Annotated in this window: 19 protein-coding genes and 1 pseudogene; 17 read left to right on the top strand and 3 right to left on the bottom strand. The window is 57.9% G+C overall.

Annotation, left to right across the window (positions count from 1 at the left end; all coding sequences use genetic code 11):
• Nucleotides 1–99 precede the first annotated feature (99 nt).
• Nucleotides 100–1,500 carry a short-chain fatty acid transporter gene (locus HMPREF0372_RS07990; protein ID WP_007490607.1) on the top strand — a complete coding sequence of 467 codons (1,401 nt, stop codon included), beginning with the start codon at nt 100–102 and terminating at the stop codon, nt 1,498–1,500.
• 999 nt (nt 1,501–2,499) lie between these two features.
• On the opposite strand, the gene HMPREF0372_RS07985 is transcribed toward HMPREF0372_RS07990, so the two are convergent.
• Nucleotides 2,500–3,462 (bottom strand): AraC family transcriptional regulator, encoded by a 963-nt coding sequence (locus HMPREF0372_RS07985; protein WP_007490599.1) that lies wholly within the window; start codon nt 3,460–3,462, stop codon nt 2,500–2,502.
• Nucleotides 3,463–3,693: 231 nt separating this feature from the next.
• Here HMPREF0372_RS07985 and HMPREF0372_RS07980 point away from each other — a divergent pair, with 231 nt between their 5' ends.
• The 10 genes and pseudogenes from HMPREF0372_RS07980 to HMPREF0372_RS07935 all read left to right on the top strand — a co-directional run bounded on the left by HMPREF0372_RS07980 (nt 3,694) and on the right by HMPREF0372_RS07935 (nt 16,258).
• Nucleotides 3,694–4,827 carry an ABC transporter substrate-binding protein gene (locus HMPREF0372_RS07980; RefSeq protein ID WP_007490595.1) on the top strand — a complete coding sequence of 378 codons (1,134 nt, stop codon included), beginning with the start codon at nt 3,694–3,696 and terminating at the stop codon, nt 4,825–4,827.
• Between the two features lie 134 nt (nt 4,828–4,961).
• Entirely contained in the window at nt 4,962–6,473 is a 1,512-nt protein-coding gene (locus HMPREF0372_RS07975; RefSeq protein WP_007490593.1) for a sugar ABC transporter ATP-binding protein, read from the top strand.
• A gap of 4 nt (nt 6,474–6,477) precedes the next feature.
• Nucleotides 6,478–7,464: an ABC transporter permease gene (locus HMPREF0372_RS07970; RefSeq protein WP_007490591.1), complete on the top strand. Its 987-nt coding sequence runs from the start codon at nt 6,478–6,480 to the stop codon at nt 7,462–7,464.
• Nucleotides 7,454–8,413: an ABC transporter permease gene (locus HMPREF0372_RS07965; RefSeq protein WP_007490589.1), complete on the top strand. Its 960-nt coding sequence runs from the start codon at nt 7,454–7,456 to the stop codon at nt 8,411–8,413. The genes HMPREF0372_RS07970 and HMPREF0372_RS07965 overlap by 11 nt, the downstream gene beginning before the upstream one ends.
• A gap of 13 nt (nt 8,414–8,426) precedes the next feature.
• Nucleotides 8,427–9,320: a sugar phosphate isomerase/epimerase family protein gene (locus HMPREF0372_RS07960; protein WP_007490588.1), complete on the top strand. Its 894-nt coding sequence runs from the start codon at nt 8,427–8,429 to the stop codon at nt 9,318–9,320.
• Nucleotides 9,321–9,327: 7 nt separating this feature from the next.
• The gene (locus HMPREF0372_RS07955) at nt 9,328–10,347 is read left to right on the top strand and encodes a Gfo/Idh/MocA family protein (RefSeq protein WP_039996926.1); all 1,020 of its coding nucleotides are present in this window, start codon (nt 9,328–9,330) and stop codon (nt 10,345–10,347) included.
• Nucleotides 10,348–10,926: 579 nt separating this feature from the next.
• Nucleotides 10,927–12,465: a sigma-54 interaction domain-containing protein gene (locus HMPREF0372_RS07950; RefSeq protein ID WP_007490584.1), complete on the top strand. Its 1,539-nt coding sequence runs from the start codon at nt 10,927–10,929 to the stop codon at nt 12,463–12,465.
• A 221-nt stretch (nt 12,466–12,686) separates the two neighbouring features.
• Nucleotides 12,687–13,952: pseudogene (locus tag HMPREF0372_RS07945) on the top strand (hydroxymethylglutaryl-CoA reductase, degradative); the annotation flags it as partial.
• A gap of 18 nt (nt 13,953–13,970) precedes the next feature.
• Nucleotides 13,971–15,263 carry a GntP family permease gene (locus HMPREF0372_RS07940; RefSeq protein WP_007490580.1) on the top strand — a complete coding sequence of 431 codons (1,293 nt, stop codon included), beginning with the start codon at nt 13,971–13,973 and terminating at the stop codon, nt 15,261–15,263.
• Nucleotides 15,264–15,274: 11 nt separating this feature from the next.
• Nucleotides 15,275–16,258: a beta/alpha barrel domain-containing protein gene (locus HMPREF0372_RS07935; RefSeq protein ID WP_007490577.1), complete on the top strand. Its 984-nt coding sequence runs from the start codon at nt 15,275–15,277 to the stop codon at nt 16,256–16,258.
• 115 nt (nt 16,259–16,373) lie between these two features.
• Here HMPREF0372_RS07935 and HMPREF0372_RS07930 read toward each other — a convergent pair whose 3' ends face one another.
• Entirely contained in the window at nt 16,374–17,489 is a 1,116-nt protein-coding gene (locus tag HMPREF0372_RS07930; RefSeq protein ID WP_007490575.1) for a 4-hydroxybutyrate dehydrogenase, read from the bottom strand.
• Nucleotides 17,490–17,610: 121 nt separating this feature from the next.
• Nucleotides 17,611–18,954 carry a sigma-54 interaction domain-containing protein gene (locus HMPREF0372_RS07925; protein WP_007490573.1) on the bottom strand — a complete coding sequence of 448 codons (1,344 nt, stop codon included), beginning with the start codon at nt 18,952–18,954 and terminating at the stop codon, nt 17,611–17,613.
• A gap of 344 nt (nt 18,955–19,298) precedes the next feature.
• On the opposite strand from HMPREF0372_RS07925, the gene HMPREF0372_RS07920 reads away from it, so the two are divergent.
• The 6 genes from HMPREF0372_RS07920 (at nt 19,299) to HMPREF0372_RS07895 (ending at nt 26,945) form a co-directional block, all read left to right on the top strand.
• On the top strand, nt 19,299–20,330 hold the full coding sequence (locus HMPREF0372_RS07920) for a ketopantoate reductase family protein (protein WP_007490571.1): 1,032 nt from the start codon (nt 19,299–19,301) through the stop codon (nt 20,328–20,330).
• A gap of 26 nt (nt 20,331–20,356) precedes the next feature.
• Nucleotides 20,357–21,214: an acetoacetate decarboxylase family protein gene (locus HMPREF0372_RS07915; RefSeq protein WP_007490569.1), complete on the top strand. Its 858-nt coding sequence runs from the start codon at nt 20,357–20,359 to the stop codon at nt 21,212–21,214.
• 63 nt (nt 21,215–21,277) lie between these two features.
• Complete coding sequence (locus HMPREF0372_RS07910) at nt 21,278–22,648, top strand: GntP family permease (protein WP_007490567.1); 1,371 nt, start codon at nt 21,278–21,280, stop codon at nt 22,646–22,648.
• Between the two features lie 52 nt (nt 22,649–22,700).
• Nucleotides 22,701–23,483, top strand: a complete 783-nt coding sequence (locus HMPREF0372_RS07905; RefSeq protein ID WP_007490565.1) for an SDR family NAD(P)-dependent oxidoreductase — start codon at nt 22,701–22,703, stop codon at nt 23,481–23,483.
• 529 nt (nt 23,484–24,012) lie between these two features.
• Nucleotides 24,013–25,467, top strand: coding sequence for a tagaturonate reductase (locus HMPREF0372_RS07900; RefSeq protein WP_039996922.1), 1,455 nt, complete (start codon nt 24,013–24,015; stop codon nt 25,465–25,467).
• Nucleotides 25,464–26,945, top strand: coding sequence for a UxaA family hydrolase (locus tag HMPREF0372_RS07895; RefSeq protein WP_007490561.1), 1,482 nt, complete (start codon nt 25,464–25,466; stop codon nt 26,943–26,945). Before HMPREF0372_RS07900 ends, HMPREF0372_RS07895 begins: the two co-directional genes overlap by 4 nt.
• The last annotated feature ends 53 nt before the right edge of the window (nt 26,946–26,998 follow it).

The raw sequence follows: 26,998 nt of genomic DNA, 5'->3' as shown, positions 1-26,998 counted from the left end.
TGAGTATCTGATTCGGATGCTCTACGGAAAGTAAGGAAAGTGTGTTCCGCGACTCACATGCCATAGATAGAACGAGAGAATGAGAAAGGAAGCGATCCCATGTCGAAACAGCCCCAAGCAGCAGCCCAACTGAAGGGCACTCCGCTGTGGCGTATGAGCAAAAAGTTCAATTTCGCCGCAGAGAAAATTATTCCGGACTCTTTTGTGTTCTGTATCATCTTGACCTTCCTTGTGTTCATGCTGTCCCTTCTCCTGTGCGGCAAAAGCCCGCTGGAGCTTCTGGTGGGGTGGTGGGACGGCCTGAGCAGCCAGTTTACCTTGGCTTTCCAGATGGGCATTATGGTTGTCGTGTGCGCCACCTGCGCCCGCAGTCCACAGGTGAACCGTCTGCTGAACAAGATGTCCAGCATGGTACACAGCCGGACTACGGCACTGGTGCTGATGATGATCTTCGGCTATGTCACCTCTATGATGAACTATGCCTTCTGCACCATAGTTACTCCCATCCTCGCCATGCAGCTTGCCAAGCATGTACGCGGCCTGCACTTCCCCATGATGGTGGCTGGTGGATATACCTGCATGATTCTGGGTCAGTGCCTGGGGCCTTCCGCCACCCTGTATTCCAATCTGGCTACTGAGGGCAGCTCTTATGCTCAGATTGTCGGCCAGACCATGAGTGTGGCTGAGACTTGCTACAACCCCATGAATATCATCCTGTTTACGGTTCTGGCAATCGCATTTACCGTTATTGTCGTGTTTACCCGCCCTGGCGAAGACGAGCTGGTGGAGCTGCGCGATGTAGCCACCCAGGCTGATGTGGAGCCAAAGAGCTATAAGAGCACCAAAAAGGCCGAAACCCCTGCGGAAAAGATGAACACGTTCCGCCCCATTATGTGGCTGGTCGGCGCCTTCATCTTTGCCTATGCCGTCTACTCCTTTGTCACCAAGGGGTTTCTGGGAAGCCTGAACATGAATTTTGTGATTTTCCTGTTTGTGGGTGTCAACTGCTTCCTCTTCCCTGAGCCGCATCAGTGGATGGAGGGCCACACAGACTCCATGCATCTGGCCACGGATATCATCCTCCAGTTCCCCTTCTATGGCGCTATCATGGGCATGATGTATCTGGACGGCGGCTTGGGTTCTGTGCTGGTCAATGCTATCACGTCTGTCGCCACCGCCCACACCATGCCGATCTTTACCTTCCTGTCGGCCTGCCTGGTAAATCTGTTTATCCCCTCTCAGGGCGGACAGTTTACCGTGCAGGGACCGCTGATTGTGGAGGCTGCAAAGGCCATACCCGGTACTGACCTGGTCAACTGCCTCAATGCGTTTGTGCTGGGCGATGAGTGTACGAACCTGCTTCAGCCCTTGTATGTCATCCCTGCCCTGTCCGTAGTTGGCATGAAGCTGAAAGATGTATGGGGCTTTATGGCATTTATCTGCGTGTTCTGGATTGGCATCACCTGTCTCGGCCTGTATTTTATCCCCATGTTTGTCTGAATGAAACGCCTCATCACGAGTTAATGCTGGGAACATACCCGTGCTGTTGCACCCCCTTATTTGAGTGGCAACTAGCAGCCGGTGAATGCTCCTGCTGTCTGGTTGGCGCTTAAGTATCGGCACTCCTTGGAATGACCAAAAAACGTTTATAGCCCTTCTCAAAAAGCAGAACCCCGTCAGAATTCACAGATTCTGACGGGGTTTCTTTCGCGGCCTGATTCCTTTCCGTTTTTGTCTGACCCAAATGGGATTTCAGAGCAGTCTCCACGTGGCTTTGGCCGCCTGGCGCTGGGAGACCGTGGTGACATGGGCGCAGGGTTCCGGGGTAAACCACGCAGAGAAGTCCCCGGACAGCCCCACCCGCTTTAGCACTTGGTGAAGCATATGCAGAACACGGTCCGGGGAGGCCGGCACACCGGCAGGACTTCGGTTTCCTTATCTCCGTTGATACGGGTGATCTGCCGCTTAACCCGGAGGTCACCCCTCTCCAAATCAATGCATTCCCATTTGGAGCCCGGCAGTCCTCACCGACAGAGTCCAGTGGCTGGTTCTGGGTACCAATACGCCGCCCTTTTTTGCTTTCCGCAGGAGGGATTGGGGGTGCTTTAACGACAGAGGCTTCATCGCCTGGTGCTCCAGCCTGGGCAGGGTCCAGCTTTTCGGCGAGGTGGCGGGGACCAGCCTTTGCGCTCTGACCAAGTTCATTACAGAGGAAGTGATCTGGCGGATATTTTGTACTATCTTGGGACGCAGGCCTCTGGGCTGTTCCTGCGCTCAAGCCGTTCTATCCGTCCCTCGGGCAGAAGGTTCTTGTAGAGCTTCTCCAGCGGGCACCTCTCAATATTGGGCCTAGATTGTCAATATAGCCCTCAGCCAAAGGTGGATACGGGCTTCTGCCCATAAAAGTTGTCTAACGACCGCCCGCGGCAAGTTAAATGCTCCGCTATCCCGCCAAGTGGTAAAAAACAGCGCATTCACAGCAAGCGGCGAAAGGCAGGCTTACAGAGGCGGGGCATCTGCATAGGAGTCCCGATAGCGACGGCGATACTCCGCCGGGGTCAAGTTATAGTTTAACTCAAAAATTTTATAGAACTGTGTAATATTACTGTAACCTACCTCTTGGATAATCTCATTGATGCTCCGCTGGGAGGCGATCAGCAGCTTTTGAGCATGGGCCAGCCGTAGCAGTGTGACATAGGACTTGAAGGAGATCTGCATCTCATCCTTGAACAAATGGCGAAAATAGGACTCATTTAAATTCAGATGGCTTGCCACCTGAGAGAGAGTCAGATGTTCGGTGTAGTGGTCGTTAATATATACCTGGGCCTCAGCAATCTTTGGACTAAAATTGGGGACATGCTGGACGTTTTCCAACGAACTGCGGGCTTGAGACAGGGCCAAAAGCACCTGCCGCAGCAGAATGTCCAATTCCATTTGGTAGAAAGGACTCCGCTTGGCATACACCTGATAGGCCCTGCGGATGAGTTCGCCCAGCCAGTCGGCGGCCGGGTCGTCGGCATGGATGCGGTTTTGAAAACTCAGGGGGTTATAGTTTAGAAAACGCAGATACTGGCTGTCTACTGCTTGGCTGCCAGGAGCAGAGATAGCCGAGGGAAGGAAAATCAGAAACAGGTATCGGCAGTCCTGGGTTCCGTCAGAGATGGCTACGTGGCTCTCGTAGTTATTAGAGATGAAGATGTCACCTGGCTTCACAGGGTAGACCTTGTTCAGATAAACAAATTTCCCTGTTCCTCCCACGCACAGGCCGATCTCGTGGTAGCGGTGCCAGTGCATAGGGTCCTTATTTCCCATCACTTGATAGGGGAACAGATGGATGGGGAAGGAGGGGTCAAATTCATATTCCCAGTTAAAACGTTTCGTGGCGTGCACCTCCCAACGCGGCGACAGAATAGAGCTCTTGGAGTTCTGACGAGGACCAACTGGGGAAAGAAGGAAAAACATATTCAAAATACAAAAATTGATCTCTAAAGGAAGGATTTATCCTAGTGCTTAAGTACTATGATAGCACAGACCTGTAAAAATTCCAAGAAACCAGCCGGAATTGTTATAAAAAGTACCGGAAATGGGATTGATTCTATCGGAAGTGGATTGTAACATATAGACAATAAGAGCGCAGTTTCATTAAGAAAGTTTGATGTTATTGTGCTCCGATATTGAAAGGAAGTGTATGGAATGAAAAAGTGGATCGCGTTGCTCCTGTCCTGTGTTATGCTCCTGGCGATGGTAGCCGGCTGCGGCGGCACCCCTGCAGAGAGCCCGAGTCAGTCGGGCGGCGCTGGTGAAACTGCCCCCCAATCCGCGGCGCCGGACGGTGAAACCAAGACTTACAAGGTTGGCTTCTCCAACGTCTGGGTGGGCAACACCTGGGGCGTACAGTGCGTCAACGAGTTGGAAGCCTATCTGCGCAACAATGAGCAGATCTCCGAGTACTATATCTACAATGCCGATAACGACGTAAACAAGCAGATTTCCGACATCGAGGATCTGATCGCCAAGGGCGTGGATATGTTGATTCTCCAGCCGATCTCTGCCGAATCCGTGGCGGCAGTGGTAGAAGAGGCCTACGACGCGGGAATTGTGGTGGTAAATTGTACCTCCCCCCTGTCGGATGCTACCGATAAATACAACGTGTCTGTGGTGGCCCGGGATTACGACTTCGGCTACGTGGGCGCCAAGTGGCTGTGCGAGGAGTTGGGCGGCGAGGGCAATATTGTCTGCCTGGATGGCATGGCCGGCCTGTCCAGTGCTGTGCTGCGCATGCAAGGTGCCCAGGATGCCTTTGCCGAATACCCCGGCATCAATGTAATTGCCTCCGAGTATGCCGACTGGGACTATGCTACTGCCAAGCCTGTCATGGAAAACTTGCTGGCCGCTTATGATGACATCGACGGCATCTGGTCTTCGGGCGGTGATATGACCCGTGCAGCCATCGAGGTGTGGGCCGACTCCGGTCGGGACTGGATCCCCATGATGGGTGAGGACTGCAACGGCTTTCTGAAACTGTGGAGCGAGTACAAGGACGACGGCCTGTCCTGCATTGCCACCTCCCTGCCAACTTGGCTGTTTGCTTACGGTGCCGAGCTTGGCCTGGAGATCCTGAATGGTACCTATGAGGGGGAGAAGGACATTATCGTGGAGATTCCCACCATTACCAATGACCAAGTGGACGACTATGTTCGCTGGGATCTGTCTGACAGCTTCTGGTGTGGCACCAAAATGACCGAGGAGGATATTGTGGCTCTGTACGGAAACGGAAACGACGGCTCTCAGGGCCTTACTGGCGAGGGTGTAGCTACAGATCACTGATGGCTGAAGAGAGGCCGGAGCCCACACACATTACCGGAGTGCATGCATAGCCGTGGAAGGCCGGCTTCCGGCATCACTGGGAAAGGGCGAGAAGGGTGACCTGATCGCCTCTTTCCTCACCTCGTAGCGGGAGGATGAGCGTATTGGAACAGGACTATCTGGAATTCTTACATATCACAAAAAACTTTCCCGGCGTTACAGCCCTGGATGACGTGTCCATGTCGGTACATAGGGGAGAGATCCACGCCCTGGTGGGTGAGAACGGGGCGGGAAAGAGCACCCTGATGAATATACTGGGGGGGAACCTCCAGCCCAACGGAGGGGAGCTCCGGCTGGATGGTCATCCGGTGAAAATTTCCAGCCCCATTGACGCATACAGAAAGGGCATTGGTTTCGTCCACCAGGAGTCAAACCTGCTCGAGAACCTATCGGTGTGTGAAAATGTGTTTCTGGGGCGGGAACGGGTTCTCTCCCTGGGGCGCACCGACCGGAAAGGCATGTGCCGGGAGATCCGGGAGTGCTGCCAGCGCTTGGGATATCAACTGGAGCCGGAAAGGCCGGTAGCGGAACTAAACCTGGCTGAGCGGCAAAGTGTGGAGATCGTACGGGCTCTGCTGGGCAGCCCCCGTGTCCTGATTCTGGACGAGCCCACAGCCGCTCTGGCGGAGGACGAAGTGGCCCGGCTGTTTCGAATCGTTCGGGAACTGCGGCAGGAGGGGGTGTCTGTGCTATATATTTCCCACCGGCTGGACGAGATCATGGAGCTGGCCGACCGGGTAACGGTACTTAAGGACGGCAAGCTGGTGGGCACCTTGGAGCGGGGGGAGCTGGACAAAGAGCGCATGGTCAGTATGATGGTGGGCCGCGTTATTGAGGACATCTACCCCGACCGCAGCCAGGTGCAGTTCGGCCCGGAACTGCTGCGGGTGGAGGGGCTGACCCTCCCGGGAAAGCTGGAGCACGTGAGTTTTTCCGTTCGGGCCGGCGAGATTGTGGGGTTGGGCGGCTTGGAGGGACAGGGCCAGCGGACGGCGATCAGAGCTATTTTTGGTGACCAGCGGTTTTCCCAGGGGAGTATCTCTGTGGAGGATACCCCTCTGAAAAGCGGCGGAATTGCCGAGCGCATCCGCAATGGCGTGGCCTACGTCACCCACGATCGGCGGGGGGAGGGGCTGGTGCTTACCCAGTCCATCCGGAAGAACAGCGCCCTGGCCGCCTTGCGGCGGCTATGCACTCTCATGGGCCTGGTAAAGGAGGACGAGGAGCGAACCCAGGTGGCCGAACAGATGGACAGTCTCCAGATCAAGGCATCCTCTATGGAGGAGTTGGTATCCCACCTATCCGGAGGCAACCAACAGAAGGTGATGCTGGCCCGGTGGCTGATGACGAAACCCAGAGTGCTCATCATCGACGAGCCCACCAAAGGCATCGACATCGGTGCCCGCATGTCCATCTATCAGATTATCCACCAGCTTACCGAGGCGGGGATCGGCATTTTAATGCTTACCAGCGATATGGTGGAGCTGATTGGCCTGTCTGACCGGACCCTGGTGTTCTATGAGGGTAAGATCGTCAAAGAGCTGTCCCGCGGCGAGATCACTGAGGAGCGGGTCATGAAGGCCGCCAGCGGCATGACGGAGGAGTAGGCTTATGAAACAACTGGAAAGGATCCACCGCAAACTTGCCGCCACCCCCCAACTCAGCAGTGTGCTGACCATCTGCGGGCTGCTGCTTGTGGTGTTCGCCTCCATGTGCGTGTACTCGGAGAGCTATCGTTCCGCCTATAATGTCACCAATGTACTGGTGCAGTGTGTTCCGCTGGCGTGCGTCAGCCTGGGGCAGACCCTGGTCATCATCAGTGGCGGTATCGACCTGTCTGTGGGTTCGACCATCAGTGTGTGTACCGCCATTGCCGCCCGCCTCATGGGCAGCGACAACCCGGCGCAGGTGCTCCTGGGTGTGGTAGTGGTGTTTGCCTTTGCCGCCGGCGTGGGTTTGGTCAACGGTGCGGGAGTCAACTATCTCAAGGTGCCGCCCATGATTACCACACTGTGTACCAGCACGATTCTGGAGGGTGTGGCACTGTGGATACTGCCCGTGGCGGGGGGCAAAATCAACGCCGATTTCGCCCGGGTGATCTACAAGAAGTGGGACATCATCAGTATGCCGCTGCTCATTCTGGTGGCGCTATTTCTGGTGATGCGCTACCTGCTCTATCGCACCCGGACGGGCACCAGCCTGTATGCTATCGGCCGCAGCAGAACCATTGCCGCCTCTATGGGCATCAAGACCACCCGGGCCAGCATGAAGGCATACGTGCTGGCGGCCCTGTGTGCCGCGGTGACAGGACTGCTGCTGGCCTCCCGAATGCGGGTGGGGGACCCCACCTGTGGGGCCAACTACGGTATGGATTCCATCGCCGCCACCGTGATTGGCGGGACTTCCCTGGCGGGCGGTACTGGACTGCTATCAGGCACAGTGGCAGGAGCGTTCCTCATCGGCATGCTGTCCAATGTCATGAACAACCTCAACGTGAACCAATTTTACCAGTACGTGATGAAGGGAGCCCTTCTCATCGCGGCCATGGTGGTTTACTCCATTTCAGATCGGCTGGAGGTGCGTCGCCGTGCGTCATAATCTGCTGTTGAACCGCTCGAGGGGGACTGCCTCCCTCCAGCCGCTGGTGTTGCTGGCCATCATCGTGGTGATGACCGGCGCCCAGGCTGTTCTGGTGCCCGGCTCCCTGACGGTGGAGCAGATGCTCATCATCTCACGCCAAGCGTCTGCTCTCGGCATCATCACCCTGGGTCAGGCGGCGGTTATTCTGGTGGGGGGCATCGACCTGTCCGTGGGTGCCACCGTCATGATGGTAAACATCTTCTGCATATCGGCAATGCAGGGCAGTGATGCCAATGGTCCATTGGGGCTGCTGGTGTGCCTGTTTATCGGACTTGCCATTGGTACTGCCAACGCCTTCGGCGTGCTGTTTCTAAAGATTGCCCCCTTTGTCATGACCCTGTGTACCACTACCATCTGCGAGGGCATCTGCTACGTTTACACCCAGGGCTCACCGACCGGCAGCGCGGCCCCCTTTATACGTGCCCTCGGGACCGGCCGCCTGTTCGGCATCCCTTTTTCTACGCTGATCTGGCTGGCTCTGGCGGCCGCTATGTGGGTGGTGCTGCGCTTTACCGCCCTGGGCCGCAGGCTGTACGCCGTGGGCGGCAGCCCCAAGGCTGCCCGACTCAGCGGCATCGCCAATGTCCGGGTAGTGGCCGGGGCCTATATCTTCTGCGCTCTCATGTCCGCTGTGGCCGGCCTGATCCTGACCGGGTACCACAACATTGCTTCCCTGACCCTGGCAGGGGACTACTCCATGAACTCGCTGGCTGCGGCCCTGATTGGCGGCAACGCCATTGAGGGCGGTCGGGGCGGCGTTTGGGGTGTGGTGCTGGGCTCCTTTTTCATGATGCTGCTCATGGCTATCCTGACCATGCTGGGCATCAGCCAGGTGGGCAAGCTGATCATTCAGGGCTGCATCATATTAGCAGTGGTGGCTGCCCAGCAACTGTGGAAAAAGGACTGAAAGGAGCGGGCAAATGCGCATCGGAATCAATCAATTCTGTTTTCCAGCCCCCTGCGATGTGTCGGAGGCCCTGCACCGGGCCAAGGGACTGGGCTATGACTGCATGGAGATCTGCCTGACCGCCGACCGGAAGCCCGGCCCGGCGGTGGGGAGTGTCACCGATGCCCTGGATATCAGCGGCTATTTCAACCGGCTGCTGCACGAGCACGCAGGGGAGGCGGAGTTTCTCCAACTGCGCCGCATGGCAGAGGAGGTGGGGATTCCTCTATGCAGCGTGGGCGGCATCATCAGCTTCTCCATCTATCCCCTGACAGCCCGGGAGCCGGAGGTCGTCCAAACGTCCATGGATGCAGTCCGGCGGATGCTGGACGCAGCTCAGGTGCTGGGAGCGGCCTCTGCTCTGGTGATCCCGGGTGTGGCCACTGAGGATATGGCATACGAGGAGGCCTACACCACCGCCCAGGAGAGAGTGTCTGAACTGGCCGACTATGCCCCGTCGGTGGGACTGATGATCGAAAATGTCTGGAATAACATGCTGTATAGCCCACTGGAGCTGGCACGGTTTGTGGATGAGATGGGGCGGAAGAATGTGGGCATCTGCTTCGACATAGCCAACGCCCGGCGCTTCGGCTACCCAGAGCAGTGGATCCGTACCCTGGGCGGACGGATTCTGGAATTCCATTGCAAGGACTACCGCATGTCGGTGGACAACATCAACGGTTTTACCAACCTGCTGGACGGGGATGTAAACTATCCGGCGGTGATGGCGGCTATCCGGGACATCGGCTTTGACGGGGATCTGATTGTGGAGCTGATCCCGCCGGCCCATCACCTGGTGGAGCGCACCCTCCGCCATGCGCTGGAGACCCTGCGGGAGCTGTGTCAAATGAATGGAAGGAAAGGATGAAAACAGGATGAAAAAATACGGTGTCATGATTGTGGGAACCGGGTGGGTGTCCGGCGAGCACATCCGGGCTTTTGAAATGACGGAGCGGGCTCAGGTGACGGCTATTGTCTCCCGCAGCCGGGAGAAGGGGGAGGCCAAAATGCGGGAGTACGGCCTGGAGGGCCGCTGTAAGGTCTACACCGACTATCAGGAAGGTCTAAAGGACCCCAATGTAGACATTGTGGTCATCTGCACGCCAAACGATATGCACTGTGAGCAGACCATTCTGGCTGCCGAGGCGGGGAAACACATCCTGATTGAAAAGCCGGTGGCCCTCACCTGGGAGGACACGAAACGAATGGATGAGGCGGTGCGCAAGGCCGGAGTCAAGACGCTGGTGGGCTATGTTCTCCACTACAACCCCTTGTTCGTCACCGCCAAGAAGATTCAGAAGGACTTCATCGGCGAACTGAAGTACGCGGAGACCGACTATTTCCACCGGGTTATGGGTGATATTCCCTGCTATCAGTGGACGTGCAAAAAGAGCGTAGGGGGCAGCTCCCTGTTGGCCGGCGGTTGCCACGCCGTGGATGCCATGCGGTGGTTTATGCAGGACGAGGTGGTGTCCGTCTACGCCCAGTCCAGCAAAATGCGCACGGATCTCGAGTTTGACGGTACCATCTCCATTATCCTGAAATTCAAGAACGGTTCGGTTGGTAAGGTGGGCAGCAGCTATGACTTCATCAGTCCCTATGTGTTCAATCTTCACCTGTGCGGCACCAAGGGCACCCTCTGGAATGAAAAGTTGTGGTCGCCCGGCCAGATCACGGAGCAGCGGGATTACATGGAATTGCCGGTACTCACCCCTAACAGCGGTGATGTGAAGCACCACCCCTTCCCTGAAGAGGCAGCCCATTTCCTGGACTGCATCATCCACGACAGGGAGACAGACTGCCCTATGTCCGATGCGGTCAAAACTCAGGAAATTGTCTTTGCCGCTGACCTGTCCGCCGCCACCGGCGAGGTCGTACATCTGCCTTTAAAATAAATAAAATAATAAACTTCGGGAATAACCATACATTCATTCTTTGCAGTCATAAACCTGTCGGAATCCATGGGCTCTGACAGGTTTTGTTTTGCGTTTGTCCCCTTCTTAGTCTGAATTTTGCTTTTTGGGCTTTACCCAAGCCGTAATCCGTACGGGATTTTGGAGCAGTCATGACTGGAGACTGACAGAGAGCAGAATGCCGCCATGGCTGCCTGGCGCTGGCAAGTGGTGGTTGCGTGGGCGTAAGCGTCTAAGGTGGGCTCTGCTGACCGGAGCTGCTTCAGGAGACCACCTGAGTCTGTTCGCAGGCCAAGCTGGCCCACACGAGGTCAACTGCCGTTCAAAACTCCCTGTCATGGGTATGACCTTGCCCTCAGACTGAGGCCGACGTATGGGATTTGGGGCCCTTGCCGCACTTCAAGTGCCCCGTTCAGCGTTTCACTGCATCCAGTTCCCACCGGCATTATTTTGGTGCAAAGCATGCGGTGTTCCAACAGTTGCGTTTCTCTGAAAAAGAAGTATATAATATACAAAACCGTTTCAGGCACGAATCTACGCGGCAACAGGGGGTGGGACGCGATGACCTTGCGGGAGATCATGAAAACCAATGTCGGGCCCGAACGCTTAGAACCATCATTACCCCAGGAGACGGAGATTCATCATCTGCGTCCAGAGGTGGTGGATGAAGGCGTGGTCTATGAGGTTGTGAATGAACTGGGGGATAAGGTGGGGGAGCTGGCAGGCAGCCAACTGGCCTTTCTGGTCCGCCGTGCGGTGGAGCTGGACCTGAATGAACTGCTCAACGCCATCGAGGACGGCGTGGTAGTGCTGGACCGGGAAGGTCGAATTTGCTATGAAAATGAGGCGTACAGCCGCATCATTGGAGTACCCATGCGCAAGACCATCGGGCGGGATATGCATGTCATTGAGCCGGATGCTCTGCTGCTTCGGGTGCTGGAGAGCGGAAAGCCCGACGCCCGAAAGTGGCACCGCATCAAATCGGTGGGGAAATATGTATCTATGCGTATGTTTCCCGTGTGGCGGAACGGTGTGGTGGCCGGGGCCTTCTCCATCTTCCGGGATGTGACGGAACTCAACCGTCTTGGCATGGAAGTGGAACGGATCACCCAGGTGGCCGAGGAATTGACGAGCCAGTTGGATGTAGAGCTCTCCAGGTTTCAGATGATTGGACAGGATCCTCAATTTCGCACTCTTTTGTCCCGTGCTGTCACCGCCGCCAAAACCGACGCGACGGTGCTTATTCGGGGGGAAAATGGTGTGGGCAAGGAGGGCTTTGCAAAGCTGATTCACCAAGCCAGTCCCCGAAGAAATAGGCCTTTTATAACGGTCAACTGCGCTGCCATCCCGGAGGCGCTCATTGAGAGCGAGCTGTTCGGCTATGAGGAGGGCTCCTTTACAGGGGCAAGGAAAGGGGGGAAGCTGGGCAAGTTTGAGCTGGCCCAGGGAGGTACCCTCTTTCTGGACGAGGTGGGGGATATGCCCCTGATAATGCAGAGCAAGCTGCTGCGGGTGCTTCAAGGGGGGGAGATTGAGAAAGTCGGGCGGGAAGAAAACGTGGCGGTGGATGTGCGAATTGTGGCGGCCACAAATCAGCCCCTGGAGGAACTGATAGAACAAAGACGGTTTCGGGCCGACCTGTACTATCGCCTCAATGTGGTGCCCCTCTCCATACCGCCGTTGCGGGAACGGCAGGGCGATATTCTCCCTCTGGCCTATCACTTTCTGGACCGCTACAACGAACGATATCAGAAGTCGGCCGTTATCAGCCGAGGGGCCGCACAGGCGCTGCTGTCCTATGATTGGCCGGGTAATGTACGGCAGCTCCAAAACTGCATCGAGTCGGCCGTCATTCTGTGTGGTCAGGAGGAGATCGACCCGGCCGACCTTTCTCTGGGCACGATCGCCAGACCGGTTGAGGCGGCCCAGCCCGCAGATACGCGGCAATATGGAACCCTGCGGGAAGAGACCATCCGTTTTGAGGGACAGTTGCTGCGGGCAGTGCTGGAGCAGTGCGGCGGAGACAGGGATGAGACTGCCCACCGGCTGGGCATCAGCCGGCGCACATTTTACCGCAAATGGTCGGAAACTCAGCCGTGACAAAAATGGCACAAGAGACAAATTTGACACCAATAAAAGGACAGATTTGACACAGGCGGGGTAGTCCTGCGTATCATACGCAGGACTACCCCGCCTGTTTTCCTAGGGGCCCAAGGGAAAGTGGCGGTTGGTCAGGAGTTGGCACGCAAGTTGCTTTTTTGTGAGTGTCCAAACAAACACAAGCCTTCACACATTTTATTTAAAAGAAAGGGGCAAAAGCATCCATGAAGAGCAGCAGCTATTCCGGATTTTTCAAACTCTCTGTTGAGGAGCGCATGAAGGAGGTGGCCGAGTTCTGTACACTGACGCCGGAGGAGCAGGCCATCCTGAAGGAGGCTGATTCCCTGGACATGGACAAGGCCGACCACATGATTGAGAATGTAATTGGCCGCTTTACGCTCCCCATGGGCGTGGGAATCAATTTCGTAATCAACGGCAAGGATTACGTCATCCCCATGGTTACGGAGGAGCCATCCGTGGTGGCGGCCTGCTCCAATGCAGCCAAGATGGCCCGGCCTGGCGGCGGCTTCACTACCGACTATACCGGCAGTGTCATGATTTCCCAGATCCAACTGCTGGACGTGCCTGCCCCCTTCTACGCCAAGGGGAAGATCCTGGAGAACAAGGAGAAGATCGCCGAGATCTGCAACGCCAAGGACCCCATGCTGGTGAAGCTGGGCGGCGGCGTGAAGGACGTGGAGGTCCGGGTGCTGGACTCCCTGGTGGGCCCAATGGTGGTGGTTCACCTGCTGGTGGACACCGGGGACGCCATGGGCGCCAACGCGGTGAACACTATGGCCGAGGCCGTGGCACCCTTCCTGGAGGAGCTCACCGGCGGCCGCGCCGAGCTGCGTATCCTCTCCAACCTGGCAGACCACCGAATCGCCCGCGCCCGCGCCGTCTTCAAGAAGGACGCCATTGGCGGGGAAAAGGTTGTCGATAAAATGATCGCCGCCTATGCCTTTGCCGCCGCAGATCCCTACCGGGCGGCCACCAACAACAAGGGCATCATGAACGGCATCATCCCCGTGGTCATTGCCACCGGCAACGACACCCGCGCTATCGAGTCCGGTGCCCACGCCTACGCCGCCCGCAGCGGACAGTACTCCCCCTTCGCAACCTGGGAGAAGAACGCCGACGGCGATCTGGTGGGCTCCATCGAGATGCCGATGGCCGTGGGCCTCGTGGGCGGCGCCACCAAAATTCACCCCGCCGCCAAGGTGGCAGTGAAGATGCTGGGCGTCAAGACCGCCGGGGAGCTGGCCCAGATCATTGCTGCCGTGGGCCTGGCTCAGAACATGGCCGCCATGCGGGCTTTGGCCACCGAGGGCATTCAGCGGGGCCACATGTCCCTCCACGCCCGCAACCTGGCCGCCACCGCCGGCGCCACCGGAGAGCTGCTGGAGAAAATTGTAAAGCAGATGGTATCTGAAAAAAATGTCCGGCTGGAGTACGCCCAGGAGCTGGTCAAACAGTATCAGAAGTAACCGGAGGGAGGCACGCGTATGTTAGCCATTCTGGTGTCCCTGGCGCTGCTGATCGTTCTCACCTTCCGTAAGATCAACATCGTGGTGGTGGGCATTGCCGCCGCCGCAGTCATGGCCCTCCTATCCGGTCAGCCGGTGGTGACCGCAGTCACCGATACCTATATGACAGGGGCCGCCCAATTTGTGAGGGACAACTTCCTGCTCTTCTTTTTCAGCGTCCTGTTCGGAAAGGTCATGGAGGAGACAGGGGCGGCTGCCTCCATTGCCAAATTCTTGGCTGAGCTGTTGGGGGAGAAGTTTGCCATCCTGGGCGTCATTTTCTCCGGCGCAGTGCTGGTCTATGGCGGTGTCACCACTCTGGTGGTGGTGTTCAGCCTGTATCCCATTGCCCTCTCCCTGTTCAAGAAGGCCAACCTGCCCCGCTATCTGCTGCCCGGCGCGATTGCCGGCGGTTGCTTTACCTTTGCCTGCGCAAACTTTCCCGGCACGCCCAATCTGGTCAATGTGATCCCCACCACCTATCTGGGGACCAACACCATGGCGGCCCCTCTGGTGGGCGTGATCACCGGAATTGCTGTCATGCTCATGGTGTGTGTTTACTTCCTGTGGGAGGCAAGTCGGGCCCGGGCCCGGGGGGACTGCTTTGTGGAGGACGAGGCCACTACCCAGAGCCTGGTCAAGGCGGCATCCATGGTGCGGCTGCCCAGCCCGATCATCGCCATCCTGCCCATTGTGCTCATCCTGATCCTGCTCAACGTGTTCAAGCAGCATGTGGTCGTGGCCATGCTGGGCGGCATCCTTCTGTGCGTGGTGCTGTTCTTTCGGAATGTCCACGGTGTGCTGGACATGTTCTCTTACTCTGCCGAAAATTCGGCCATCGCCATCATCAACACTGCGGTGGTGGTGGGCTTCGGCTCGGTTGTGCAGGCCTCCCAGGGATTTCAGAAGCTGCTGGATTTCGCCACCAGTCTGGAAAATATCCCGCCCCTGCTGGCCTTCGGCCTGATGACCACCATTCTGGCCGGCGCCTGCGGCTCCGGCTCCGGCGGTTTGGGTATCGCCCTGTCCGCCATGGCGGACAAATACATCTCCCTGGGCCTGGCCCCGGAGATCCTGCACCGGGTGGGCTCCGCCGCCTCCGTTGGCCTGGACAGTCTGCCCCATAACGGCGCGGTAATCACCCTGCTGACTATCTGCGGCCAAAGTCACAAGGAGAGCTATAAGTACATTTTCTTCCCCACGGTTGTCTTTACCCTGGCCGGCATGTTTCTCTCCATTGCCCTGGGGACCGTGCTCTATCCCATCTCATAAGGAGTTATATCATGGAACTAAAATTGCCTGAACAGATTGACGTTATCGACATCACCATGCGGGACGGGCTTCAGAATGAGGAACACTATGTGCCCCTGGAGGCCAAACTCTATCTGGCTGACAGGCTGATCAAGGCCGGCTTTAAGCGCCTGGAGGTGGGCTCCATCAGCCATGTGGCCTATGTGCCGCAGTTTAAGGACGTAGACGAGCTGCTGCTCAAGCTTCCCAAGGACGTGGACGTGGAGTATACCGTTCTGGCCCTCACCCCCAAGGCCATCGAGCGGGTGGGCGGCCTGCTGGACCGGGGGGCCAAGATCGACCGGGTGCTCACAGGCCAGATTGCCACCAGCGAAGCATACGCCATGAAGAACATGCGCCGTACCCACCAGCAGCTCTTTGACGAGGCAGAGAAGAACGTGAAGGCCCTCCATGATATGGGCATCAAGAGGGTGGCTGGCAACATCGGCACTGTGTTCGGCTGCCCGATCCAGGGGAAGGTATCCATCGAACGGGCCTACGAATTTGTGGATCGTATGTTTGATATCGGCTTTGACGAGGTAGAGCACTCCGATTCCGACGGTATCGCTACACCCAGGGACATTGCAGACTACTTCCAAGTCATTTTGGAAAAGCACCCAGACCCCGCACGGCACTCCTTCCATATCCATGATATTCGCGGCATGGGCATCGCCGGGTACTACGCAGCCATGCTGGCTGGTATCCGCACCTTTGACTGCACCGTGGGCGGCATCGGCGGTCAGGTGGCAAACTTTTTGGATGGTGTGCCGGTTAAGGGCGCGGGGGATTACTACTTTGACACCTGCCGCACCGGCTTGGTATCCACCGAAGACTTTATCACTATGGTCAATGGCATGGGTATCCATACCGGCGTGGATCAGGAGAGGCTCTACGCTCTCGGCCGCAATCTGGAAAAGATGCTGGGCCGTCCGCTTTACTCCTTTACCAGCACGGTGCGTTCCGGTTCGGGAGCATAACAGAAGCCATCGGCGGAGGTCTTTCGGTTTGTATGGGACTGGGCTGGAGACTGAAGTTCTAAGCGCAGGGACACCCGGAGCGTATATGGCGCGGTTGCCCGTCGGTGTCCGCTGCTCAAAACAGCTCGGTATAGATTTTGAGCACACGAGTCTCGTCCAGGGGGACGAAGCTGTTGTCCATCAGGCGGCCCTGGCCAGTGATGACGCTATGGGTAAAGTCCCGGAGGTCCTGCCTGGTGACGCCATACTCGTGGAGGGACCGTTTTGGAAGAAGCTGGTTGAGCAGCTCTTCTAGGCGGTCATATACGGCTTGGGTGCCGCAGCCCAGAAGGCGGGCGAGAAATTCATTCATTACGGCAATTTCTCCATCTTGGCGGAGCTCCAGATAGTTTTTCAGCACACCGGTGAACATGGCGTAGTTGCTCTCGCCGTGGGCCACATGGTATTTTCCACCCAGCGGATAGCTCATTGCGTGTACCGCCGCGCAGCCGGCGGTGCCGAAGGCAATGCCGGCGAAGTTGGATGCCACCAGGAAATCATCCAGCAGGATATGCAGGGCCTCACGGCCCTCGGACACGAGGCGCTGGTAGCCATGGAGAATCATTTCGATGGCTTTGTATCCGAACAGCTTGGTGTAGGGGGTAGCCCTGGGGGACAGGGAGGATTCCACCGCATGCACCAGGGCATCAATGGAGCTGGCGGCAAACACGCCGAAGGGCAGCCCCTCCAGCAGTTGGGGAATGAGCACCGCGTGGTCGGCATACATGGCCGGGCTCACCAGACCCAGCTTGGTGCCCAGACGGGTGCGGGCGATGATGGAGAGGTTGGTCACCTCGCTGCCCGTGCCGCAGGTGGTGGGGATGAGCACCAGCTCCCGCCGCTTATCCAGGGCGGGGGCCCTGTCAAACAGGGTGTCTACCCCCTCGCCGCTGGAGACTGCCAGGATCTTGGCGATGTCGAGCACTGTGCCGCCGCCAATGGCAATGACACGGGTACAGCCCATTCTGGCCGCGTCGGCCAGAATGGCGTCTACCATCACATCGGTGGGTTCTCCGGCGCCGTATTCCTCCTGATAGATGGTGTGAACCGGAAGTCCCATCTGGCCGAGGTAGGGCTCGTAGATGTATTTATTAGTCAGAACCAGATCCCGTTCTCCCGGATGAAATTCCTTTACAAAGTCCAGACAGGTCTCAAAGCGGTGAAGCGTGGGGCGGATTAGAAGTTCTACCATGGTGTTTCTCAAATCCTTTCAAGCTTGGTTTGTCTGCAAAACAGATGTGGTATCTGTTGTTGTCTGTATGCAAAATATATGCCAAATTGCACCCGCTCAGAAATTCTGAGTGGGTGCAATTTTACAGCAGGCCATATTTTTTGAGCTTGTACTGCAATGTTCGACGGGAGATACCAAGGTATTGGGCGGTTTTTTCGCGGTGTCCGCCGTGCAGACGGAGTGCCATTTGAATGCGGAGATACTCCTCATTGAGGCATTCCGGGCCGGATTCCGGGGAGGGAGGCTCCAGCTGAAGCATACCTGTGGGAATCTGGTTGATTTTGACCACGGATGACTCGCTCATAACCACCATGTGCTCTACAAGGTTGCGCAGTTCGCGGATGTTTCCCGGCCATTTGTAGTGATTCAGGATTTGATAGACGCGGCTTGAAAATTCCTTTTGAAGACCGTATTTCTGACAGAAGTGGTCTAAAAAGTAGTCGGCCAGGGGAGTAATGTCCTCCCGGCGCTCTCGGAGAGGCGGAATGGTGATGGGAATGACGTTAAGACGGTAATACAGATCCATGCGGAACGTTCCCTCCTTGACACACTGAGCGAGAGCCACATTAGAGGCGCAGATCAGCCGGAAATTCACGGCCCGCGGTTTGACTGAGCCTACCGGAATAACCGCTTTGGTTTCCAGAACCCGCAGCAGCTTGGCCTGGAGAGACAGTGGCATGGAGTTTACCTCATCAAGAAGGAGGGTGTTGTTGGCGGCGGCTTCAATCAGGCCGATCTTTCCGCCGGAGGCGGCCCCGGTGAACGCACCCTTCTCATAGCCGAAGAGCTCCGCCTCCAATAGGGATTCGGGGAGAGAGGTGCAGTTGATAGCCACCATCTGCTTTTTTCTGTAGGGGCTGTGCTGGTGGATATACTGGGCCACGATCTCCTTCCCGGTTCCCGATTCTCCCAGAAGGAGCACGGAAGCGTCGCTCTGCGCCGCACGTGCGGCCTGCCTCAGAACGCCCACCATGGAGGGACTTTTGGCAATCACCTCTCTGCGGTCGTCCCAATTGCCGCGTATTCCTGTAGCAATGGCGTTGATGGCCTTGGCGTGGCTGTATTTCTGGTTCATGGCATCAACCTGGATCTGGCAGGAGATGGCGTATACAATTTCACCCTGCGCGTTGAAAATAGGGGACACGGTTACCAGACGGCCCACCTGTTTCCCGTCGGCAGAAACTGTAACATGAATCTGCGTGACAGCCCGCTTCTCGTGGTAGACCTTGTCTACGACGCTCTCCTTGTAGAGTCCGCTTGCGATGAAGTCATATACCGTGTGATTTAAGTAGTCCTGACGGGTTCGCCCTGTGTATTGCAGGAGCGTCTTATTGACAAACAGGTATGTCCCTTTGTTATCAAAGATGATAATTCCAACATCCAGATTATCCAGGATGTTTTCCAGCCCGGGCAGATTGCTTGCCATAGCTTCCAGCCCTCCTTATGCGTTCTGCTCCTATGCGTTTCCCCTTTAAAACTATCAAATGGAGGGCAAAAAATCAACCACAATTGTAGTGAGTTGCACAGGCGAAATTGGAACTGCACATTGAAATACAAGGATTCCTGAGTGAGCATTTGCACAAAAATTGCATTGTCATGCCCTGAATGTGCAATTCCGGCGGGAAGTCGTGAATTTGCCTCGAGAAGTGGCCGAAACAGGGGCGAAAAACAGGGGGATACGGGCTGGCATCCGGTTTGCTTCCTAAGGTGGTCAGACACGACCTATGTCCTGTCACACGATTTTAGCAAGGAGAAGGAGGACTGCAATTGATGAAAGCGGCAATTATGGGCGCTGGAGCAATGGGAACCGTCTTGGGTGCCTTTCTTACCAGAAACGGGTTCCCGGTGGATCTAATCGACTCCTATCCGGCCCAGGTGGATGCACTCAACGAAAAAGGGGCCGGCGTTGTTGGCTGTGCAGAGCTGACTGTCCCGGTCCGTGCACTGCTGCCGGAGCAGATGGAAGGGGTCTATGACCTGGTGTTTCTGATGGTCAAGCAGACCAACAATGAGGCGAGCCTTCGGGCGCTGTTGCCCCATTTGGGAGAGAACAGTACGGTATGTACCTTGCAGAACGGAGTGCCGGAATTAGCTGTGGCCGAGTTCGTCGGCCGGAACCGCACAGTAGGCGGAGCCTGCCGTTGGGGGGCCACGTTTGTGGAGCCCGGTATCTCCGAGCTGACCAACGCCCTCTCCGCCCGCACGGTTCTGTTTGAGATCGGGGAGATCGACGGACGTATTACCGACCGCATCCGAGCGGTGGCCGAGGTTTTGGGCCATATGGACAACGGCAAGGTGGAGATTACCGACAACCTGATGGGGGCCCGGTGGCTCAAGCTGATGCTCAACTGCTGCATGAGTGGCCTGTCCTCGGCCTTGGGCTGTACCTTTGAGTCGGTAATCTCCAGTGAAAAGGCGCTGGCCTGCACCTCCTATCTTGCGGCTGAGGTGGTCCATGCAGCGCGGGCCGCGGGCTTCCAGCTAACGGATACCAACGGACTGAATACCGCAGAGATCGCCGACTTTCAGACGGCGGAGGAGCTGGAGCGCTCCAAGGGCTACATCTACCGCAACTACTATCCCCTGCGCACCGCCAAGGCCAGCATGCTGCAGGATCTGGAGCGGGGCAAAAAGACGGAGATCCAGATGATTAACGGCTATGTCAGCGCCATGGGCCGCAAGTACGGTGTTCCCACCCCGTTCAACGACCTGGTAGTGAAGATAATTACTGATATAGAGGAGGGCCGCCGTAGAGCGGAATTCGGCAACCTGGCTCTGTTTGTCCTGCCGGAGTTGCAATAAGAAAGAGACAAAAAGGAGGAAAACCTATGTCCTACGTCCGCAACGACAGCCTGATGTACCAAATGCCGGTTCATTTCGGGCCCTGCGTAACTCCCCGACAGAACAAAGAAGGGAAGCGCTTTATCTATGACCAGGCTACGCGACTGACCAAGCATACTATTGTCTACGAAAGTGATCCGGAGGCCCTGTCCGCTGTCCTGCCCCAGCGGTTCGAGCTGGCTGCCCCCTACGTCATCATCAATATGAACATGCTGCGGGACGTGGCTTGGCTGGCTGGACACGGATACAACCTTACCGGCGTCTCTGTGCCCACCCGTTTCCATGGAGAAAAGGGGGTGGTGGAAGGCAACCTGCTTCTGGTTATGTGGGAAAACCATGCCGACCCCATTATTACCGGCCGGGAGCAGCTCGGTTACAGCAAGATATTTGCCTCCATCGACGACATCCATACGTACGGGGGGGTATCAAAGACGGAGCTGACCTCCTGGGGATTCCGCTTTCTGGAGCTGGAGTTTGATGCCAACCGCCAGCCGGAGAATCTGGAGGAGCTGAAACGGGTGCTGAATAACCCGGATAGTCAGGGCATCATGCACTATAAGTACATTCCACGTACCGGCGGCGGCTTCACTCAGGCGGATGCGGAATATGTCTGCCTGAATCCTAAAGCAGCCAAGCTGCCTGACGACGTAAAGAAGTATCCGGCGGATCAGCTGACCTATATGGGCGGTCAGGTGCGCTGGCATATACCCACCTGGGAGGATATGCCCACCCAGTACCATGTGGCACAGGCTCTGGGCAGTCTGCCGGTCAAGCGGATCGTCGGCGCGGTACGTTCGGAGGGCTATACCCTGGGCGATCTTTATGGGCAGACCACCGTCATGTGAGGCCTGCGGAGAAGCAAAAGCAAAGAGAATGAAGGAGCGCATTACCACGGAAGGAGTGATTGTATGTCCCCCAGCGTTATCAGCCTGATCGGTATCCTGTTGGGCATGGTCATCTTGGTTTTCCTGGCATTCAAAGGCTATAATGTCATTATCGTTTCTGTTATCGCCGCACTGGTTGTGGCCGTTTTTGCCGGCAGCGACATTCTGCCGCTGATTATAGACTCCTATATGACCAAGTTCGCTGACTTTGCAAAAAATAATTTTATGATCTTTCTGCTTAGTGCCGTCTTTGGAAAGCTCATGGGCGATTCCGGAGCGGCCGACACCATCGCCTACTCCATGCTGCGCGTGGTCAACCACGTTCACAGCCAGCGAACCAAGCAGTTGGTCGGCGGTCTGATGATCACCGCCATTGTAGCGGTTCTGACCTATGGCGGCGTCAGCCTGTTTGTCGTCATCTTCACCCTGATCTCCATCGGCCGCAAGCTCTTTGAGGAGCTGGACATCCCCTGGCGGCACTACCTTACCTTCCACGGCATCGGTTCAGCTACCTTTACCATGACCATGCTCCCCGGTACGGCAGCGCTTCAGAACATTATTCCCACGCAGTATCTGGGCACTACGCCAATGGCGGGGGCCGCCATCGGCCTGACCGGCGCTGCTATCCAGATTTTACTGTGTGTTCTCTGGGCAGCCTTTATACTCAAGCGTGCCCGCGCCCGGGGTGAGGGCTTCCGCCCCTCCGGCGAAGCAGTCAAGGCCGCCTACCGGGATGAGGATGAAAAGAAAGCCGCCGCAGGAGAAAGCCAGGTCGGCATACCTCTGCTGCTGGCCCTGATTCCTCCGGTTGTCCTGCTTCTGGTGCTCAATGTCTGCAAGCTGCATGCGGTTATCGCGCTCTCCTGCGGCATTCTGGTATGTCTGATCCTGTTCGGCCTGATCCTGCGCCGCCTGGATAACCTCAAGGCCACTCTGGCAGCCGGCGCGGTGAATTCCATTTCCACCATCGGTACCACATGTGCTGTAGTGGGCTTTGGAGGCGTGGTGGCTGCGGTCTCCGGCTATCAACTGATCCTGGGCTCTCTGACCAGTATCCCGGGCCCGGCCATTTTCAAGCTGATTATTGCCGTGAACGTGGCGGCCGGCCTCACCGGTTCCTCCTCCGGCGGCCTTTCCATCGCTCTGGAAAACATGCAGGATTACTTCCTGGGGCTCGGCTTGTCTCCCAATGTCATTCACCGCATTGGCGCCATGTCCTCCGGCGGACTGGACTCCATGCCCCACGTCAGCGGCTTTGTCAATAACCTTCAGGTGTGCCGCCTGAATCACCGCCAGTCTTACCCCTCTTATGCCATGGTCTGTCTGGTCATTCCCATCGTCACAACCTGTGCCTGTGCTGTACTGCTCCAACTGGGTATTCTGCCTGCTGTTTAGTGGATTTAGAAAAAATGGATTTGAACATTTGCAGAAAGGAGTCTATATTGTTATGGAGCTCAATCTGAACGGAAAAGTCGTCGTTGTTACCGGCGGCTCCAGCGGTATCGGGGAGGAAACCGCCATGGAGTTTGCCCGGGAGGGCTGCCAGGTGACCATCGCCTCACGCAGTGAGAAAAAGCTGGCGGAAGCCGCCGGGCGGTTCGAGGCCGAGGGCTTTCAGGTCCACACCCAAGTCGTGGACGTATCCAAGCCGGAAGATATCAGCGCCCTGGGCGAGAAGGTCTTTCAGCAGTTTGGCCGTATCGACGTGTGGATCAACAACGCCGGAGGGAATATCACTAAGCCCTTCCTGGAGCTCACGGTGGAGGACTGGAACTTTGTTATCAGCACCAACATGACTTCCGTATTTTGGGGTACCCATGTGGCAGTCGACTACATGAGACGGACTGGCGGCGGCGTCATTCTCAATACCTCATCCTACATGGCGCTTATTCCTGCCACACAGAAGATTGCCTACGCAGCTACCAAGGCGGGCATTGTGAACATGACCAAGACGACTGCCGGTGAGCTGGCCCCCTTGGGTATCCGGGTCAACTGTGTGGTGCCCGGCCTGATTCAGACGCCAATTGCGGCCGAGCGTATCGCTGCCAACCGGGAAAAGCTGTGTGCCCAGATTGCGCTACAGCGCTTCGGAGTCCCCTCTGATGTATCTCGTGTTTACACCTTCCTGGCATCCGATGCTGCGGCATTCATCACCGGCGCCGCAATCGAGGTCAGCGGCGGAAAGCTCTGTGTCCAGGATATCGGCGCTCCCTGGGGAAAGCAGATCTGACCGAGGAAGGCAAATGGTAAATTTGTTTCTTTATCATCTGCTTGTATAGGACAGCCTCCACAGATGCTCCATTTGACAGATGGCTCTTACTTGTACGGAAGTCAAAGTTATAAATACTCTATATTTGAAACCAGAGAGAAGCAGCCGGGATGTGTGTGTTCCGGCTGCTTCTGTCAGATTTTAAATTTATTCACTGGCTTTCTTTGCATTCTGGCACTACCCCAAACCGTGAACCCTACAGGATTCCGGAGCTAACCGAGAGCGGACGCCCCTCATTCCCCGGCCGCATGGCGCTGGGAGGTGGTGGCCGCGTTGGTGCAGGCGCCTGGGGAGAGCCACGCTGACAAGTGCCCCTGCGTCCCGGATTGCGTTCCTGGTGTCCACCCAGTCAACTGCTTTTTTTGATGAGCGGCTTATGGACGTTTGGAGCGTGTAGACGCTTTTCAGACCCGCATTAGTGGTGGGGCTCTTTACAAACAGAAGTGCCTATATTATCATAGGGGACATCTGGATAATAGGGAGGGTTTTTGTGGAACGTCTCACTTATACGGCGCTGGAACAGGGGAGATATGACGGATACCTGCTGCGGCAGGCCCCTGAGCGGGTACTCCAATTCGGTGAAGGAAACTTTCTGCGGGGATTCGCAGAACATTTCATTGACGTGATGAACGAGCGTACAGACTTTCAGGGTAAGGTAGTGGTGGTTCCCCCCGCCTCTGCCGGAAAGACCGGCCGCATCAACGATCAGGAGGGGCTCTACCAGCTCTGCCTGCGGGGGCGGCGCAACGGGGAGACGGTGGATCAGTGCCGGATAGTGAGTTGTATCAGCCGGGCGGTGGACGTGTTTGAGGAGTATGACGCCTTTCTCCGCACGGCCCATAATCCGAATATGCGCTTTATCCTCTCCAATACCACCGAGGCAGGAATCGTCTACGAGCCGTCCAGCCGGATGGACGACCGCCCCCCCGCAGGGTTCCCGGCCAAGCTCGCACGGCTGCTGTGGGAACGCTACCAGACCGGACTGCCGGGGTACATCATTTTTCCCTGTGAGCTCATTGCGGACAACGGCGGGACGCTGCGGGACTGCGTACTGCGCCACGCCCGGGACTGGGGGCTGGAAGCGGGCTTTTTCCGCTGGCTGGAGGAGGAGAACGCCTTTTGCAGCACTTTGGTGGACCGCATTGTTACCGGCTATTCCCCGGAGCAGGCCGGGGCGGTGGCGGAGGCCACAGGCCTGGAGGACAAGCTGCTGGATGTGGCGGAGCCCTTCGCCCAGTGGATTATTGAGGCTCCGGAGTGGGTGCAGGGGGAGTTCCCGGCGGAGCAGGCCGGTCTGCCCGTGCGCTTTGTGGCCGATCACCGCCCTTACCGGGAGCGGAAGGTGCGCATTCTCAACGGGGGCCACACTGTCCTGACCCCGGCGGCCCTCCTCTCCGGGCACACGCTGGTGCGCACCTGCATGGCGGACCGGGGGCTGAGGAACTTCCTGGATGGGGCGCTGTTTCAGGAGATTATCCCCACACTCTCCCTCCCCCGGGCGGAGTGCGAGGACTTCGCCCTGGCGGTGGAGGAGCGGTTTGACAACCCCTACGTGGACCACCGCCTGGTGGACATTGCCCTCAATTCCGTCTCCAAGTGGCGGGCGCGGGTGCTGCCCAGCGTGGAGGCCTTCCACCGCCGGCAGGGGGCGCTGCCCCTCCGGCTGGTATTTTCTTTTGCGGCCCTCTGCGCTCTCTACAGCCGGGGAGAGGGGGAGGGGTGTCCAGTGCGGGACGAGCCGGCTGTGCTGGATTTCTTCGCCCGGCGCCAGGCGGACGGACCGGAGGCGCTGGTCGCCGCCTTTGCCGCCAGGGTGGACTTCTGGGGCCGGGATCTGACAGAGCTGCCCGGCTTCGTCCCCGCAGCGGGGCGGGCCATGGCCCGCATCCGGGCCGATGGCATGGCCGCGGCGCTGGAGGCCTGCGGGAAGGAGGCGCTGAAATGAGCCGCTGCCTGCGTATTGCGCCAACAGACAACGTGGCCGTGGCCCTGGAGCCGGTGGCGGCGGGGATCCGCGTGGCGGTGGAGGGGGCTTCCGTTACCACCCGGGAGGACATTCCCCAGGGGCACAAGCTTGCACTGACCGCCATCCCCGCTGGGGCGGATGTGATCAAGTACGGCTATCCCATCGGACGGGCCAGGACGGAGATCCAGCCGGGCCAGTGGGTGCACACCCACAACCTGGCTACCCGGCTGGATGGGGCGGGCGCCCCCCAGGCTCAGGTGGGGGGTGGGGCCCCGGCCCCCCTGCGGCCTCGCTCCTTTCAGGGCTACCGCCGGGCGGACGGCCGGGTGGGAATCCGCAACGAGCTTTGGATCGTGCCCACCGTGGGCTGCGTTAACGGCGTGGCCCGGTCCATGGCCCGGCGGGTGGAGGACTATGCCAGGGGGCGGGTGGACGGAGTACACGTCTGGTCCCACCCCTACGGCTGCTCTCAGATGGGGGAGGATCAGGAGCACACCAGGGCCATCCTCTGCGGCCTGATCCGCCACCCCAATGCCGGGGCTGTACTGGTGCTGGGGCTGGGGTGTGAGAACAGTAGCATTGCCGTGCTGCAAGAGCGGCTGGGCCGCTGGGACAGCCAGCGGGTGGCTTTCCTGGAGTGCCAGGCCGTGGAGGATGAGCTGGCCGAGGGGGAGCGTCTGCTGCGGGAGCTGGCCGACCGGGCGGCAGCGGACCGGCGGGAGCCGGTGGGGGCCGATGAGCTGGTGGTGGGACTGAAATGCGGCGGCTCCGATGGCCTTTCCGGCATCACGGCCAATCCCCTGGCGGGCCGGGTGACCGACCGGGTGATCGCCATGGGCGGCTCCGCCCTGCTGGCGGAGGTGCCGGAGATGTTCGGGGCGGAGGGGGTGCTGTTCCGGCGCTGCGCCGACGAGGGGGTGACCCGGGCCCTGCCCGCGCTGGTGGAGGAGTTCAAGGACTACTTCACCCGCCACGGGCAGGTGGTCTATGAGAACCCCTCGCCGGGCAACAAGGCGGGTGGGATCACCACCCTGGAGGAGAAGTCCCTGGGCTGTGTCCAGAAAGGGGGAAATACACCCATAGTGGATGTGCTCCACTACGGGGAAACTGTGCGCCGCCGGGGGCTGACGGTGCTCCAGACACCGGGCAATGACTTGGTGTCCGCCACCGGGCTGGCAGCGGCGGGGGCCCACCTGATCCTCTTTACCACCGGGCGGGGCACTCCCTTCGGCGCGCCGGTGCCAACCCTGAAGCTGGCCACCAACACCGCCCTGGCCAGCCGCAAGGCCGGCTGGATCGACTACGACGCAGGCGGCCTGGCCCAGGGGGACGCTTGGGAGCCCCACATTCAGGCGCTGCTCCAACTGGTGCTGGACACGGCCTCCGGCGCCCCCACCCGTGCTGAGGCCGCAGGCTATCGGGAGATCGCCATCTGGAAGGACGGCGTTACTCTTTAACCGATGTGGGAGCAGATAAAAATCCCCGCCGCAGATTCTCTGCGGCGGGGATT

The organism is Flavonifractor plautii ATCC 29863, assembly GCF_000239295.1.
GTDB classification, from domain to species: Bacteria; Bacillota; Clostridia; order Oscillospirales; family Oscillospiraceae; genus Flavonifractor; species Flavonifractor plautii.
Note: the sequence above shows the minus strand (reverse complement) of the source record. Positions and strands in the feature narration are given on the sequence as shown.